This window comes from Gillisia sp. Hel1_33_143, assembly GCF_900104765.1.
In the GTDB taxonomy this organism is placed as follows: domain Bacteria; phylum Bacteroidota; class Bacteroidia; order Flavobacteriales; family Flavobacteriaceae; genus Gillisia.
In genome coordinates this window covers 2,756,570-2,772,723 of record NZ_LT629737.1, presented here as the reverse complement: position 1 = coordinate 2,772,723, position 16,154 = coordinate 2,756,570, and the positions used below count along the sequence as shown (strand labels likewise).

The following is a 16,154-nucleotide window of genomic DNA, read 5'->3' as shown; positions in this document are numbered from 1 at the left end:
ATAAAATTATAATTATGAATATCGATTTTAATAAAAATGGCGACGGTTTAGTACCGGCGATAATACAGGATCAGGAAACTAGAAATGTTTTGATGTTGGGTTATATGAATGAGGAAGCTTTTTTAAAGACCAATGAATTAAAAAAAGTTACATTTTTTAGCAGAAGTAAGAATAGATTGTGGACCAAAGGCGAGGAAAGTGGAAATTTTCTGGAATTGGTATCTATTAAAAATGACTGTGATAATGATAGTCTTTTGATCATGGTGAAGCCTCAAGGTCCAACCTGTCATAAAGGTACAGATACTTGTTGGGGAGAAAAAAATGAAGCTAATTTTGGGTTCATTTCTGAACTTGAAGAAATAATCAAAGAACGCAAGAAAACCAGTGAGGTATCTCCGGAACTTAGAAAAGAAGAAAAATCGAGTTACGTTGTCTCACTATTCGATTTGGGAATGAACAAGATCGCTCAAAAAGTTGGAGAAGAAGCAGTAGAAACTGTTATAGAGGCAAAGGATAATAACGATGATTTTTTCTTAAATGAAAGTTCAGATCTTTTATTTCATTATCTAATTTTATTGCAAGCCAAAGGATTCACCCTTAAGGATATAGAGAAAACACTTAAAGGAAGACATTAAGTTTATGATCAATGCCAGCTACCTAGTTTTCCATTTTGAAAATCTGTGTATGCTTGGTCTATTTCTTCCAGAGAGTTCATTACAAACGGCCCGCGGGCAACCACGGGTTCGTTAAATGGTTTAGCGTCACCAAAGAGTAGCAAACAATCTTCTGTTGCTTCAATTAATAATTGAGTTTCATCATTTTCAAAATCTACCAACTGACGGTCTGTAACCAAACTTCCATTAACTCTTAGTTCTCCACGCATCAAATAGAATAGGATATTATTTTCTACTGAAATATTCAGTTTTAAAATTCCAGATCTTTTAATGCTAAATGTTCTTAAATTGATATTAGTTAAAGTTTTGAAGGCGGCATCGTGATCTTCAAATTTACCAGAAACAAGTTTAGCTTTAACTTTGCCTTCATCTAGAGAGAGCACAGGTATCTTATCTTCTTGCAAGCCTTTATATTGTGGTGGTGTCATTTTTAATGCGGCAGGTAGATTAATCCATAATTGCAATATCTCCAAATCTCCTCCAAACTTCTTAAAATCATCAGAAGATAATTCTGTATATATAAGTCCGCTGCCGGCAGTCATCCATTGTATTCCTCCGCTAAAAATTACGCTCTCATTGCCATCAGAGTCTTTATGGGCAATATCTCCTGCAATTATAAAAGTAACGGTCTCCATACCTCTATGAGGATGAGGACCAAAGGGTAATCCATTATTTAAAGCGCCAAAGGTTTGCGGCCCATGATGATTTATAAATAAAAAGGGATCTATCATTTCCAGATCTCTCGTTGGCATAGGGGAGTAGGTAATTAAATCTGCTATGGAACGGCAATCTGCAGAATGAATTTTTTTGATAGATCTCATAATTCAAAATTTACATTTTGTTTCTAACGTATATAAGCTTAAATCTCCCTTTTTGATTCTCTCTAGATTCGATCTCGAATTTATTGATAGAGTTAATCATTGGAGTTAACTTTTGGAAGCCATAGTTTCTTGAGTCAAAGTTGGGTTGTTTCTTTTGTAATAATCCACCCACATCTCCTAAAAATGCCCATCCATCATCATCAGCAAGGTCAGAAATAGTACTGGAAATCAATCTTATAACATTAGGAGTGATCTTATCTACCTCGTTCTTTTTCTCTGCTTTATCTTTAGTATCTGTAGATTCTGAATCTTTATTAGATTGAGATTTCAAGATCTCAATATAAATAAATTTATCGCAAGCTACTATAAAGGGTTCGGGAGTTTTTTTCTCTCCTATCCCAATAACATTCATTCCTGCCTCTCTTAATCTTGTTGCAAGTCTAGTAAAATCACTATCACTAGAAACTAAACAAAAACCATCTACTTTATCTGAATATAAAATATCCATTGCATCGATGATCATTGCAGAATCTGTTGCATTTTTACCTTGTGTATACCCATACTGCTGTATTGGATTGATAGCATTTTCTAAAAGCACATTTTTCCATTTCCCTAAATGAGGCTTAGTCCAGTCGCCATAAATACGTTTAATAGTTGGATTTCCATATTTAGCGATCTCTTCCATCATTTCTTTTATATAAGCAGAGGGTATGTTGTCACCGTCTATTAGAACTGCTAGTTTTGATTCCATTTTAATTTAAGTATATAATTAATCTTTAGCCGATTAAGACTATTGCATTTGTAAATTCAGTAAGCAATAAATTTGCGAAAAATTTTACTTAGAATTACTATCAGAAGTTAAATTTCCTAGTCTATCTAAAAAGTTTAAAATCAAATTATCTCTCTTCTAATTCATCATCTGGCTCCACATGTATAAGTACATCTGCAATTTCTGGTAATTCCTGTAAAAGATCGTTTTTAACTTCATGAGCAATATCATGCCCTTCTTTAACAGTAATTTCGGCTGCTACTGCAATATGAAGGTCTACGTGATAGATCATTCCTGTTTTTCTCACAAAGCATTTTTCGGTTTCTACAACACCCGGTACCTCTTCTGCAACTTTTCTAATATCCACGATCATTTCATCATACATATGTTCATCCATCACCTCTCCCAGAGCAGGTCTAAGTATTAGGTAAGCGTTATAAAGAATAAAACCGGCAGCAAATATGGCGGCCCAATCATCTGCGGTCTCATATCCTTTTCCCATTACTAACGCTATGGTAATACCAATAAATGCCATTAACGAGGTAATTGCATCACTTCTATGGTGCCAAGCATCCGCTTTAAGCGAGGTACTATTGGTGAGCTCGCTCTTCTTTGATACAAATCTGTAGAAAATCTCTTTTGTTATTATAATTCCTGCCAAGACCAGCAAAGTAAAAGGCTCTGGAACCTTATGCGGAGTTTTAATATGTTGTATGCTCTCATAAATGATGATGGCTGCAGAAATTATCAAGAACATTACCACCATAAAAGTTATAAGAGGTTCTGCTTTTCCATGTCCGTAAGGATGATTTTCATCTGGGGGTCTACTTGAGTATTTTAAACCTAGTAAGACTAATAGTGAAGAGAATACATCTGTGGTAGATTCTATAGCGTCTGCAATTAAAGCATATGAATTTCCAAATATTCCGGCAACACCTTTAATTATTGCTAGGGCCAAATTACCGGCAATACTTAAATAAGATGTTTTAATAGCTTCTTGGGTATTGGAGTTCATTTGCAGACGATAATTTTGAGACGCAAAGTTAATTGGTAACAACAAAACAGATACAGTTTATCACAACTATTTTAAATAAAATAGCAAAGCCAATTATAGATTTTTCTTACCACCAGACTAAGAAAAAACTTTCCCATGTATCCTCACTTATTTTTCTCCAAATTAGTGGAGACTTATTCTTTTCGAGTGAACTTGATAGTTCTTCCTGAATTTCTGAATAGGAATACCATTGATCATTGTGTTTTGGATGAACGGGCCAATTACGTTTTGACGGAATAAAGTAGAGGTTTGCACTATACTCTTTTGTTTCAAATTCTTTTGATTTTAAGTAATAGCCTTCAATACATTCATTATTTATAAATGGAAATCCATTCTCTAACATCTCTTTTGGAACAAATAGCTTGGCTTTAAAACAAACTTTCTGATCTAATTTGGAAGTATCAATTTGATAACTCTCTAATGCTGAGCGCGTTTCATCGGCTTCTACTAATGGAAACTGTTTTGATTTTAATTTATTTATTTTCTGTTGTAAGGTATCTTTTCTATTTGGACCTATCCACCTGTCTATTTCATTAAGTATTGATGGGTCGTAGATGTAAAATTTATAAACCAGTTCTAAATGGATAATTTGAAGCGAGGGCAGATCTTGAAGTATAAAATCTATTTCCCCAAGTGTTACTTTTTTCCTAAATATTTGAAGGTTGCTCGCTAATGTTTTATAAGTAGGAGAAAGAGAGATAAATTCTTTAAAAAAGATTTCCATTCTTTTTCCCATTACATATTGGGTGTCTAATTCCGGAAAAACGCTCTTAAAATCATGAGATGGTGATAGCTTAATTTGCGGAGTGTTAAACTGTTCCAAATTAAATATCTCTTCATTTTTCCAAAGAGAAGGAGTTTGAAGGAAACCTATAAATTGATAGTATAAGGAGTTCTGCATAATATGTTTAGGCTATCGTTAATATTTGTTTTTAGACTTGGCATGGTAAATGTCTTGCATGGAACTTGTTGAATCACCTTTGAAAACAGTAGATAGCAAAGCTAAATAAGAATTACTCAAAGAATTAACAATAAGTAGAACTTAAAGTTTAACAATTTAGATTATATTTTTAACGTTTTAAACAATCAAACAATTGTTTAGAATTATTCGTATAAATTTGATCAACTATTCAGATAAATTATGACCAATATTAAAACTACGCAGCATTTTAAATTAGAATTCTTCGATAAGTATGTTATTGTTGAAGGAATTACCGGTGCTATCGTAGATAGAGAGATAGCTCAAATTACGCTAAAATCTATAATGGATCATTACGATGGAAAAAATTTTACAATTATCTCTAATAGAGTAAATGAATATATATTAGACCTAGATGCTTACTCTTCTAAAATATTGAAAAAGGTAAAATCTTTTGCAGTAGTTTCCACTAATCCTAAGGTAAAAGAAAGAGCATTATTGGAACAAGATAAGTATGACCATGCTTTTGCTTTTTTTAGTTGTATAGAAGAAGCTAAAAATTGGGCAGAAAGCTTTAATTAAACTACATGTTAATCTTTCTTCTTTTTACCGAATAGTTTTTTGAAGAAGCCTTTCTTTTCTTTTTTATTATCCTTTTTAACTTTAGACTTATCTGGGTTATTGAAAATCCTACTGAAAAAATTGTCTCTGCTGGAAGATTCGCAATCCATCATGGCTGTTACCTGAGACGATGGGCTTCCAAATCTAGCTTTTGTAATACCATCAAAATCTGAATCTTTATTTAAAGCTTGCATAAAGAGCGCAAATACAGGTAACGCAGAATTTGCTCCTTGACCAATTCTGGTATTTCTAAATCCTATTCTAGGGTCATCTGTTCCTACCCAGGTAATGGCAACCATTTTTGGAGTTATACCTACAAACCAACCATCTTTGTTAGACTGCGTGGTCCCTGTTTTACCAGAAATGTCATTTTTAAGTCCGTATGTAGATCTTAATCGTGTTGCAGTTCCTTCATTTACTGTAGCCTTCATCATTTCTATCATGATCTCTCGATTTTGCTCAGAATATGCTGGAGACTTTTGTACTTCTGGTTTAAATTCTACCAAAACGTTTCCTTGTCCATCTTCAATACTTGTGATATAATAAGGGGTACTTGGCTTCGCATCATTTACAAAACTTGTATAGACTTTTGTCATTTCTTTTAAGCTGATTTCTGCTGTACCTAGTGCTATTGATGGAACTTTAGGAAGATCAGATTCTATACCCATTTTATGAGCTTGGTTGATGACATTGCTAATTCCAGTTTCCATAAGAACTTTAACAGCTATGGTATTAATAGAATTACTCAATGCAGTTTTCATATTGTAATTCATAAAAGGATCATCACCATAAGATCCGGAGTTTTTTGGAGTCCATCCACCTGGGTATGTAACTTCATTTATAGAAAAATAGGAGCAGGGTTCAATTCCACTCTCTAAGGCAGCAGTATATACTATAGGTTTAAAGGTAGAACCTACCTGGCGTTTACTTTGTGCAACATGATCATATTTAAAATGTTCAAAATCTACTCCACCTACCCATGCCATAACAGCACCGGTTTTTGGAGTTACAGCCATAAAACCTGCGTTTAAGAACTTTTGATAATATCTAATACTGTCTAAAACAGTTCCTTTTATGACTTTATTTTTACCGTAATTAAAGACTTCAATTTCATGAGGATTCTTATCTAAAATAGATAAGATCTCTTTATCTGAATGTCCTTTCTCTTGCAATTTTTTGTATTGCGCTGTACGCTTTAAAGCATCTAATAAAATAGCATTATTAGTAATCCATGGACCTTTAGTTCCATAAGATTTTTCATGAGCAGTTTGAAGTTCTGCCATATGCTTATTTACAGCCTGCTCTGCCAATTGTTGCATTTTGGAGTCTAGCGTGGTTCGAACAATTAAGCCATCTCTATAAATATTATAAGGCTCTTCTCTATTATTCTTTAAAGTATCTAGGATCTTTGTAAGATCTTTTCTAAGTTGCTCTCTAAAATATGGAGCTATACCTTGATCATGCCCATAATATTGATAGTCGAGTTCTAGGGGAGAAGTCTTAGCCTTCTCCATTTGCTCTTCAGAAATAAATTTATATTTCTTCATTTGAACAAGAACAACATCACGTCTAAGCTTACTCCTTTCAGGGAAAAGCCTAGGGTTGTAATAATGAGAAGCTTTTAGCATTCCTACCAGAACAGAAGATTCTTCCAATTTAAGATCTTTGGTATGTTTGTTAAAGAATTTCATGGAAGCGCTTTCTATACCAAATGTGTTATCACTAAAAGGAACGGTATTTAAATAAAGCGTTAGGATTTCCTTTTTATCATATACATCCTCTAAGCGAGAAGCAATTATAGATTCTTGAAGTTTATTAATTACTATTCCTAAATAGCCATAATCTTTTCTACCATATAGATTCTTTGCTAATTGTAATGTAAGGGTACTTCCACCTCCCGAAGATCTATCTTGCAGTAATATAGACTTGACAAAAACACGCATTAAACTGCGATTATCAATACCGTCATGTTCAAAAAATCTAATATCTTCTGTTGCTAATAAGGCATTGGTAAGATTTTGAGGTATTTGCTCATAAGATATGGGCTGCCTATCGAAGATGTAGTATTTACCAATTAGGTTACCATCTGCAGAAAGAACTTGAGTAGCTTCATTTTGTTTAAGCTCACTCAGATCTTTGGTGGAAGGAATTTCACCAAATAATCCAAAATAAATAGCAGCAAAAAATAATACAAAAATGGCTGCAAGCGCCAATATGATTCGGATCACCCATTTTAATTTGGGAGAATTTTTAATTCTTTCTAGCATAGTTATTGTTAAGCAGAACAAATAAACGAATACTTAAAAAATCTAAATGTGGTTTTTACGTAATTTTAAGATTTTTAGTAAGATATCATAAGAAAGAATAAAAAATAATAGTCGGTTTTCAAACTTGAGAACCGACTAGATTTTTAATTTTTTGATCATATTGATGAAGTTTAAGGATTAATATCCGAATCTTCTTCTGCTATACCAACTATCTCTGGTAGATCCCGTACTGTTTAAAAAATGTTTGTGGTGTGTTAGATCACCCTCTTTAATAACATTTTGATTGCTTGCGATGTTTTCTAATGCTGTCATGATATTTTAATTTTAGTTATTTTTAAAAACCGTAGCATCTACTATTAAAAGTATTTACACGTTTAGTGTCTCTTAAGTTTAGAAAGATCTTTCTAATACTCTTCTTTTCTCCGTTTAGGGTGCCCTCTAATATTTTCATAATTGAAAATTTATTATATTATTATCTAATGGTTAAAACGTCTTCTGCCATTCCAACAACTTCTGGTTGATGATGCAGTGTTGAAAAGCATCTTTCTTGAAGCTATTTCTAGGTCAATCATGCTAAAGTTTTCAATATTGTTGAATAATGCCTTCAAATTTGAATTCTTTTGTTGAAATATTAGTAGTCAAATCGTCTTCTGTTATTCCAATTATCCCGAACAGATGAGCTTGAGTTTAAATATCCTTTACGATGACTTAGAACTCCTACTTTTTGTGAATTGTAGTTTTCGATGATGTTAGATAAAGTTATCATGATTTAAAAGTTTAATGGTTATATCTAATAGACTATCAGAAACTTATAATGTTACAGTACTATGTATAAAATAGTACTATATTAACATTTAATTAACAATTGACATCAGTTTTATTTGTTTTAGAAGATTATATCCTTAACTAATTTTATTAAAGTCTTATCATAATATTGACACACAAAATTCTATTCATATACTCATTGTTTTTAAATTGCAGTGTAGAAAGTAGTTTTCAGAAATAGAACAGCATTTTGAAAGCTCTAATCAAAATCAGTATGAAAATGCAAAGAACAGTTCTTTTAATTATAGCAGGAGTTTTTATGGTAGTGGGAGGTATATACGTTGCTTTTAGGGGTAACGCTCCAGAGCGAAACATGCCTGGTTCCCAAGTTATGACCATTATTGAACAATGGGATATGCCAGATGAATTAGAAGAAATTAGCGGAATCTCATTTATAGATGATAATAGAGTGGCATGTGTTCAAGATGAAAAAGGAGTAGTGTTTATCTATAATTTGAAGACGTCAAAAGTTGAGAAAAAAATAGATTTTGGAGATTCCGGAGATTATGAAGGTATTACTATGGTTGGAACTACCTGTTATGTTTTGAGAAGCGATGGAGTTTTATTTAAAATCGAAGATCTTGATAGCGATCCCAAAGAAACAGTTAAAATTGAAACGTCTCTAAAATCAGAATATAATTTTGAAGGATTGTGCTATGATAAAAAAAATGATCAGCTTTTATTAGCTATTAAAGACAAGGCATCAGATGATTTTAAACCTGTTTACGCTTTCGATTTAAACACGAATACGCTTAAAAAAGATCCTGTCTTTACAATTCCTTTTAATAGTAACGTATTCGACAAGTTAAAAGAGAAAAGATCTAATAAACTAATGAGACCTTCAGATTTGGCAATTAATCCGAAAGATGGAAAGGTTTATGTTACAGAAGGTTCTAACCCAAAACTTTTAATTACTTCAACCAATGGTACTCCAGAAAAATTATATGTTTTAAAAGAGAAGCAATTTGCGCAGCCTGAAGGTGTTACCTTTAATTCTAAAGGAGAGATCTTCATTTCTAACGAAGGTCATGGTGGTCCTGGAAATATTATAAAATTAACTTTAAAATAAAAAGTTAGTCGATTTTAAAAAAGAAGCCTGAATTACTTCAGGCTTTTTTTATTGATTCAAAATAAAATAACGTCTACTAAACTTTTTGAAGTTTTTGAGCAACAGCTTCAACTTCATCTAAAACTCTTAAAAGATTCTCTCCCCAAAGTTTTGCTATCTGATCTTCAGTATAACCTCTACGAACTAATTCTTTAGTAACATTTAAAGATTCTGAAGCATCATTCCAACCCTCAATTCCACCACCACCATCAAAATCTGAACTAATACCTACATGGTCAAATCCTATTTTACTTACCAAATAATCTATATGGTCTACATAATCTGCGACATTTACTGGAGGTACCGTTTTTTTAAGTTGTTCTAATTCTGGCTTAACTTTGTTTTCCGATTTTTGATAAGCTTCATAATATTGTTCTTGTGTTTTGTGGTCTAATTTACGGACGCTATCTCTCTCTAAAACAGTAAAACTATTTTGCTTTGCGTGCTTTTTTAATAGTTCCATTTTAGCATCGTTATAGGCATTATGTTTTTCGGTATTTACGTAAGAACTAAAAGCTACGGTTTGTACAACTCCTCCATGCTTTTTAAACAACATTAACAGCTCATCATCTAAATTTCTGCTATGGTCACATAAAGCTCGGGCAGAAGAGTGAGAAGCGATTAAAGGTGCTTTAGAAAGCTCGAACATTTGTTTGATAGCCTCTTTTGAAGGATGAGAAACATCTAACATCATTCCTAATCTATTCATTTCAAGCACCGCTTTTTTACCTTCTTCACTTAGCCCGTTGTGTAACCAAACATTATCTTCTTCTCCCGTATTAGAATCAGACAATTGACTATGGCCATTATGGGATAATGACATATATCTTGCGCCTAGATTATAGAATTTCTCAATATTGGCTAGATCTTCTCCAATTGGGTAGGCATTTTCTACCCCTATCATTGCTACTTTTTTACCTTGTTTTAATAGACTTCGTACTTCTTCGGAATTAGTAGCCAACCCCATTTCATTTGGAGCTAGTTTTTCAGTAAGTTTATGGATGGCTTCAAATTTTGAAATTGCATTTTCGTATGCTTCCTTATAACCTTCAGTAGTAAGATCACCTTGACCGGTGTAAACAATTAACCATGAAACATCTAATCCTCCATTTATCATTTTTGGAAGATTCACTTGAGTATCCAAATCTTGCGTATAATTCTTTTCTTCGGTAAAATTTTTAATATTGATATCGTTGTGCGTATCTATGGTAATTACTTTTTTATGAATTATGGAAGCCTTTTCATTTATTTCAGATTCGGTTAATTTTTGTGAAAATGATACCTGAACAATTAAAATAGTTACTAGTCCTGTTAACGTTAATTTCATATGTAATTGAATTGGTTTATAAAGTGTTAATTTAAGCATTTAAATGCGATTTCACTTATAAGTTTTATGAGCTAAAATTAGCGCTAAATGTTACTAGTGTTACATTCATATCCTATTTATAGAATATCTTGGTAATCCCTAATATTTGATTGTTGAAACTTTTTTACGCTATACTATTATTATCATCTTTCCTTTTTAGGCCTGTTTATGAAGTAACAAATGTTGCCTATTACGAGCTTAATATAGATTATGTAATAGAGAAGTATTGTGTGAATAAAGCCAAACCAGAAATGCATTGTGATGGGAAGTGTTTTCTGAATTCTCAATTAAATAAATTAGACAATCCTACTTCAAAAGATAATAAAGGAATAGCTCTAAGTAAAACCTTTATTCCTGCATTTTTTGAAAATGTTTCTTATCCTAATTTAGAAGCAACAGCGCTCTTTTTTAAACTTGATAATTGGGGTGATCTAAATCTCCACAAGTATACTGTGATTAATGCTTTTGAGCATCCGCCCAACGCTTCATTTTAATTTCTAATCATCTTAAATTAAAATTAATAGAGTTCGAAATAGCATCGAGCTCACAACACGTATACCTTAAAATGAAGAATATATTAAAAGTATTAGCTATTCTAGTAATAGCTACAAATATTGCTATAGCGCAAGAAGATCCATCTACCAATTCTCAAAAATGGACATCTGCAAGACCAGACGGGCATGCTCCAATTTCTGTAATGGGAGATCATACACACCATAAAGGAGAGTGGATGTTTGGTTATAAATTTATGAATATGAATATGGAAGGACTTCAACATGGGCAAGATAATATCAAAAGCTCTGAAGTTTTTAATAGCTATATGGTGGCTCCTAAAAAGATGACTATGCAAATGCATATGCTGGGAGTGATGTATGCTCCAACCGATAAATTGACACTTATGGTGATGACTAGCGTTCTTGATAAGGAAATGGATGCTTACACTAAAATGGGGATGAATTTTACCAAAAATTCTTCTGGCTTTAGTGATCTTAAAATTTCCGGATTGTACCAACTCTTAAATAAGAATCGCCAGCAAGTTCATGCGCAACTTGGAGTTTCTATTCCAACAGGTAGCATAGAAGAAAAAGATGTTACTGCTATGTCTAATAAAATGCAGGTAATTTTACCTTATCCAATGCAATTAGGAAGCGGTACCTTAGATGGATTGATCGCTATTAATTACTTAGCTCAATCTGATTATCTATCTTTTGGAACACAACTTAAAAGTACTCTAAGATTTGGAGAAAATGATAGAGATTATAGATTTGGTAATAATTATACATTGAATTCTTGGATGGCTTACAAAGCTGCATCATGGCTGAGCATGAGTGCAAGAGTTGAAGGAAGTATAACCGATGAAATTTCTGGAAATAATAGTAGTTTAAATCCAATGATGATTCCGGCAGCAAATACCAAGAATTCAGGCGCTAAAACTATAACTACCGGAGTTGGAATCAATACTTATATTCCAACGGGTAGCTTTAAGAATTTGAGATTTGGATTGGAATACGCATTTCCTGTATATCAGGATGTGAATGGAATTCAGCTAGAAAAAGAGGAAACCATTACCTTAGGATTACAATACTCTTTTCATTAAATAGCTCTCAAAATAGATAGAAGAAAGGTCTGCTGTGTGCAGGCCTTTTTTTATATTATAAATCTAAGTTAAGAGAATTAAAATCTTTAAAATGGTACATAATTATCATTTACATTTGATAAAATTTAGCAAGGCTAATGAATAAATATATAGTTGTTAATCAACCTGAAAATTGGGATATTTCTGTAGAGAATATAAAGATCATCTCCGCCCAAGATTACTTAACAAATCCCGAATTTTCAAGATTAAAGAATGCCAGGGTTTTCAATCTGTCCAAAGATTATTCGTATCAATCTAAAGGTTATTATGTTTCTCTTTTAGCGGAAGCTAGAGGGCATATGGCGATACCTACAGTAAAGAACATTGTAGATTTAAGAGAGCCAAAATTAGTAAAGATAGTTTCAGACGATTTTGATGATCTTATTCAAACAAGTTTGAAGAACTTAAAGTCTAAAGAATTTACGCTAAGTATCTATTTTGGTCAAAATGTAGCACAAAAATACAAAGAGCTTAGTGCCATGTTTCATAGGCATTTTCAGATTCCCTTCTTACTGGTAAAATTCAATTATACCACCAAATGGAATATAAAAAGCGTAAAGGCAATTTCAGAATCAGAAATACCGGAAGATCATAAAGAAAGCATGAAGTTTTTTGCAAAAGAATATTTTGCGAAGAAGCGATATGATACTCCTAAAACACATAGCACAGATTATGACCTAGCTATTCTGGTTCAGCCAAATGATCCTGCCCCACCTAGCAATCAAAAAGCTATTAAGAAATTTGTAGAAATTGCTGAAAAGATGAATTTTTATGTCGAAGTAATTTTACCTAAAGATCTTTCCAGACTTTCCTCATTTGATGCATTATTAATACGCCAAAGTACAGAGGTTAACAATGAAGCCTATGCTTTTGCGCGAAAAGCTCAGCAAGAAGGAATTGCTATTGTAGATTATCCAGATGCTATTTTAAAATGCTGTAATAAGGTTTATATGGCAGAGGCTTTAACCAATGCCAATATTCCAACTCCTAAGACTCTTATTGTTCACAAGAATAATATAGACCAGGTTATTCCTTACATAGGTCTACCCTGCGTTTTAAAATCTCCAGACTCTACTTTTTCCTTTGGTGTAAAAAAAGCTGAAACTATTGAAGAGTTTGAAGAACTAGTAGGAGCAATGTTAAAAAAATCTGATCTCATTATTGCTCAGGAATTTACATTTTCTGAATATGACTGGAGGGTTGGAATTCTCGATGACCAGCCAATTTTTGCTTGTAGATATTATATGGCTAAAGGACATTGGCAGATCTATAACTGGGATGCAGAAAAGAAAGATGATCAAGATGGTAATGCAGATTGTTTACCAATAGAAGAAGTTCCGAAGAAAATTTTATCGGCAGCGCTTAAGTCGGCTAAATTAATGGGGAAGGGGCTTTATGGTATAGATGTAAAAGAAGTAGACGGAAAGCCGCTGGTGATAGAGATCAATGATAATCCAAACATAGATTTTGGTGTGGAAGATAGGTTTTATGGGGATAAGGTGTATGTTGATATTATTACCGCATTAAAGAACAGAATAGAAAAGAAATAATATGAGCTATCACTTATTTGAAGTTTTTGGGATTGAATTGGAATATATGCTCGTTAATAGCGATAGCTTAAAAATTACTCCTATAGTAGATGAATTACTCACCGCCAAAAATGGAAGTCTAACTTCTGATATTGATAACGGTGCTATAGAATGGAGCAATGAATTGGTAGCTCACGTTATTGAGTTGAAGACGAATGGTCCTACTAGTGATCTTGAGAATTTAGACACTTATTTTGCTGAAAATATTGGAGAGATAAATACGCTTTTAAAACCCATGAATGCAGTGCTTTGGCCTACAGCTTCTCACCCCTTAATGCAGCCAAAAGAGGAGATGAAACTTTGGCAGCATAACTACAGTGATATCTATTCTCTATATAATAGAATATTTAATTGTACTGGTCATGGCTGGAGCAATGTACAGAGCATGCATATAAATTTACCTTTCTATGATAATAGTGAATTTGAAAAATTACATGCTGCCATTAGGATCTTGATGCCAATAATTCCTGCTTTAAGTGCTAGTTCGCCAATTTTTGAGGGCCAATATTCAGGTATTCGAGATATGCGAATGGAAGTTTATAAAACAAATCAAAAAGAGATCCCAGAGATGACAGGAAGATTAATTCCGGAAGCAGTTTTTAATAGAGAGGATTATTTTAAGACGATTTTTGAGCCTATTAATAAGGCAATTAAACCTTTTGATACTGAAAACATTCTAGATCATCACTTCTTAAATTCTAGAGGAGCAATAGCAAGATTTGATAGGAATGCGATAGAAATTAGAGTTATAGACCTTCAAGAATGCCCTAAGGCAGACATTGCGATAGCTGTTTTAATTGTGGAAGCTTTAAAACTTTTAGTATCTGAAGAATGGATCACTTTAAAAGATCAAAAATCATGGCATGAAGAAGACCTGTTAACTATCTTTAATATTTCAGTAAAAAATGCAGAAGAGGGGGTAATTGATAATATTAAATATTTAGATATTTTCGATATTAAAGAAACCTCCAATGCTGGCTATATTTGGAAGAAGATCTATGAAAGAGTTAAAGATCAAATTTCAGCGAAACATCAAGCTACCATAGAAATTATACTTAAAAATGGAAGTTTATCTAGTAGAATTTTAAAAGCTGTGAATGAAGATTTTTCCGAAGATCACTTAAAAGAAATTTATTCTGAACTTGGAGATTGCTTACAAAATAATGAACTTTTCATCCCTTGAAACTTATCTTAACCTGCGAGCACGGAGGTAATGAGATTCCGGAGCAATTTGTGGATTTATTTGGCAAAGCAGAAGAAGTCTTAAATAGTCATAGAGGTTATGACCTTGGAGCCTTAGATCTTTTTGAATACTTTCAAAAACTTTCAGATTTTTCAATAGCTAGTACAACTAGCAGATTGTTAATAGAACTTAATAGATCTATAGAAAAGCCTGACCTATTTTCAGAATTCACCCAAAGTCTAAGTAATTTAGAAAAAGAAGATATTATTAAGAATTTCTATTTACCGTATAGGAATGTAGTAGAAAATCATATAGCAGAATTAATAGGTAGGGGAGAATCTTTGCTACATCTGTCAATTCATACTTTCACCCCTATCTTTAATGGTGAAGTTAGAAATGCTGATCTGGGTTTATTATATGATCCATCAATTTATATTGAAAAGAAAATTTGCGAGCATCTTAAAACCGAATTAATTGCTACAAGTCCTAATTTGAGGGTAAAATTCAATTATCCATATTTAGGAACAGCAGATGGTTTTACTACACATTTAAGAACAAAGTTTCCTGATAATTATATCGGAATTGAAATCGAAGTAAATCAGAAATACAGTAGTAAAAATAAGATAGATCCTTATATAGCTAAGAGTATATTCAACGCTATTCAAAATGTCTTAAAATAAATAACCCCGAGCGAAAGCTCAGGGTTATTCTATAATCTAATATTCTTAAATTATTTGATCTCTACAACTTCAAGATCAAAAACAAGATCTTTACCTGCTAATGGGTGATTACCATCTACGACAATAGTATCATCTTTTACCTCAGCAACAAGTAAGTTCATTTCTCTACCGTCTGGAGTTTTAGAAACTAATCCCATTCCAACTTCTGGCTTAATCTCTTCTGGTAATTGATCTTTTTGAACTTCTTGGATCAATTCTTCACGAGGCTCACCATAAGCTTCTTCTTTCGGAATAGTAACAGTTTTCTTCTCGTTCACTTTCATATCGATAAGGCCTTTTTCGAAACCAGGAATCAATTGTCCTTGTCCAAGGGTAAATTCAATAGGCTCTTTTCCTTCAGAACTATCAAATACCTGCCCATCTGCAAGTTTTCCTGTGTAATGTACTTTTACCGTGTCGTTCGCTTTTACTTGACTCATAATATATTTTCAATTTTAAAAATAGCTCCTGCAAATTATTTTGCAAGTCACATCTTAATTTTTACTTAGTTATTATAGAAGGTGCTAAAACCAAGCCAAAGTTTAATTTTGAATAATTGTCGCTTCTTATCTTTGCAATATAAGCAGTTAAGTAGATAAAAAA

Annotated in this window: 16 protein-coding genes; 8 read left to right on the top strand and 8 right to left on the bottom strand. The window is 32.7% G+C overall.

Annotated elements, in window-relative coordinates:
• Positions 1-14: 14 nt before the first annotated feature.
• Positions 15-635, top strand: a complete 621-nt coding sequence (gene hisIE, locus BLT84_RS12915) for a bifunctional phosphoribosyl-AMP cyclohydrolase/phosphoribosyl-ATP diphosphatase HisIE (RefSeq protein WP_091266449.1) — start codon at positions 15-17, stop codon at positions 633-635.
• A gap of 8 nt (positions 636-643) precedes the next feature.
• Here hisIE and BLT84_RS12910 read toward each other — a convergent pair whose 3' ends face one another.
• The 4 genes from BLT84_RS12910 to BLT84_RS12895 form a co-directional block, all read right to left on the bottom strand.
• Positions 644-1,495, bottom strand: a complete 852-nt coding sequence (locus tag BLT84_RS12910) for a pirin family protein (RefSeq protein WP_091266446.1) — start codon at positions 1,493-1,495, stop codon at positions 644-646.
• Positions 1,496-1,505: 10 nt separating this feature from the next.
• Entirely contained in the window at positions 1,506-2,246 is a 741-nt protein-coding gene (locus BLT84_RS12905) for an NYN domain-containing protein (protein ID WP_034892992.1), read from the bottom strand.
• 145 nt (positions 2,247-2,391) lie between these two features.
• Positions 2,392-3,279, bottom strand: a complete 888-nt coding sequence (locus BLT84_RS12900) for a cation diffusion facilitator family transporter (RefSeq protein WP_091266443.1) — start codon at positions 3,277-3,279, stop codon at positions 2,392-2,394.
• Positions 3,280-3,385: 106 nt separating this feature from the next.
• Positions 3,386-4,219, bottom strand: a complete 834-nt coding sequence (locus BLT84_RS12895; RefSeq protein ID WP_091266441.1) for a DUF1853 family protein — start codon at positions 4,217-4,219, stop codon at positions 3,386-3,388.
• Between the two features lie 240 nt (positions 4,220-4,459).
• Between BLT84_RS12895 and BLT84_RS12890 the strand changes: the two genes are divergently transcribed.
• Positions 4,460-4,819 carry a hypothetical protein gene (locus BLT84_RS12890; protein ID WP_091266439.1) on the top strand — a complete coding sequence of 120 codons (360 nt, stop codon included), beginning with the start codon at positions 4,460-4,462 and terminating at the stop codon, positions 4,817-4,819.
• A gap of 8 nt (positions 4,820-4,827) precedes the next feature.
• Here the strand turns inward: BLT84_RS12890 and BLT84_RS12885 are convergent, their stop codons facing one another.
• Together BLT84_RS12885 and BLT84_RS16345 are read right to left on the bottom strand one after the other, a co-directional pair.
• Positions 4,828-7,125 carry a penicillin-binding protein 1A gene (locus BLT84_RS12885; RefSeq protein WP_091266437.1) on the bottom strand — a complete coding sequence of 766 codons (2,298 nt, stop codon included), beginning with the start codon at positions 7,123-7,125 and terminating at the stop codon, positions 4,828-4,830.
• Positions 7,126-7,302: 177 nt separating this feature from the next.
• The gene (locus BLT84_RS16345; RefSeq protein ID WP_262489659.1) at positions 7,303-7,437 is read right to left on the bottom strand and encodes a hypothetical protein; all 135 of its coding nucleotides are present in this window, start codon (positions 7,435-7,437) and stop codon (positions 7,303-7,305) included.
• A 733-nt stretch (positions 7,438-8,170) separates the two neighbouring features.
• Between BLT84_RS16345 and BLT84_RS12880 the strand changes: the two genes are divergently transcribed.
• Entirely contained in the window at positions 8,171-9,019 is an 849-nt protein-coding gene (locus BLT84_RS12880; protein WP_091268227.1) for an SdiA-regulated domain-containing protein, read from the top strand.
• 76 nt (positions 9,020-9,095) lie between these two features.
• On the opposite strand, the gene BLT84_RS12875 is transcribed toward BLT84_RS12880, so the two are convergent.
• On the bottom strand, positions 9,096-10,385 hold the full coding sequence (locus tag BLT84_RS12875) for a dipeptidase (protein ID WP_091268225.1): 1,290 nt from the start codon (positions 10,383-10,385) through the stop codon (positions 9,096-9,098).
• A 152-nt stretch (positions 10,386-10,537) separates the two neighbouring features.
• Between BLT84_RS12875 and BLT84_RS12870 the strand changes: the two genes are divergently transcribed.
• The 5 genes from BLT84_RS12870 (at position 10,538) to BLT84_RS12850 (ending at position 15,512) form a co-directional block, all read left to right on the top strand.
• Positions 10,538-10,918: a hypothetical protein gene (locus BLT84_RS12870; protein WP_091266435.1), complete on the top strand. Its 381-nt coding sequence runs from the start codon at positions 10,538-10,540 to the stop codon at positions 10,916-10,918.
• A gap of 71 nt (positions 10,919-10,989) precedes the next feature.
• On the top strand, positions 10,990-12,021 hold the full coding sequence (locus BLT84_RS12865; RefSeq protein WP_091266434.1) for a transporter: 1,032 nt from the start codon (positions 10,990-10,992) through the stop codon (positions 12,019-12,021).
• 137 nt (positions 12,022-12,158) lie between these two features.
• The gene (locus BLT84_RS12860; RefSeq protein WP_034892972.1) at positions 12,159-13,610 is read left to right on the top strand and encodes a RimK family protein; all 1,452 of its coding nucleotides are present in this window, start codon (positions 12,159-12,161) and stop codon (positions 13,608-13,610) included.
• A gap of 1 nt (position 13,611) precedes the next feature.
• Entirely contained in the window at positions 13,612-14,832 is a 1,221-nt protein-coding gene (locus BLT84_RS12855) for a glutamate-cysteine ligase family protein (RefSeq protein ID WP_091266432.1), read from the top strand.
• A complete protein-coding gene (locus tag BLT84_RS12850; RefSeq protein WP_091266430.1) occupies positions 14,829-15,512 on the top strand; it encodes an N-formylglutamate amidohydrolase in 684 nt (227 codons plus the stop codon). Before BLT84_RS12855 ends, BLT84_RS12850 begins: the two co-directional genes overlap by 4 nt.
• 50 nt (positions 15,513-15,562) lie before the next feature.
• Here the strand turns inward: BLT84_RS12850 and BLT84_RS12845 are convergent, their stop codons facing one another.
• Complete coding sequence (locus BLT84_RS12845) at positions 15,563-15,991, bottom strand: peptidylprolyl isomerase (RefSeq protein ID WP_034892962.1); 429 nt, start codon at positions 15,989-15,991, stop codon at positions 15,563-15,565.
• Positions 15,992-16,154 lie beyond the last annotated feature (163 nt).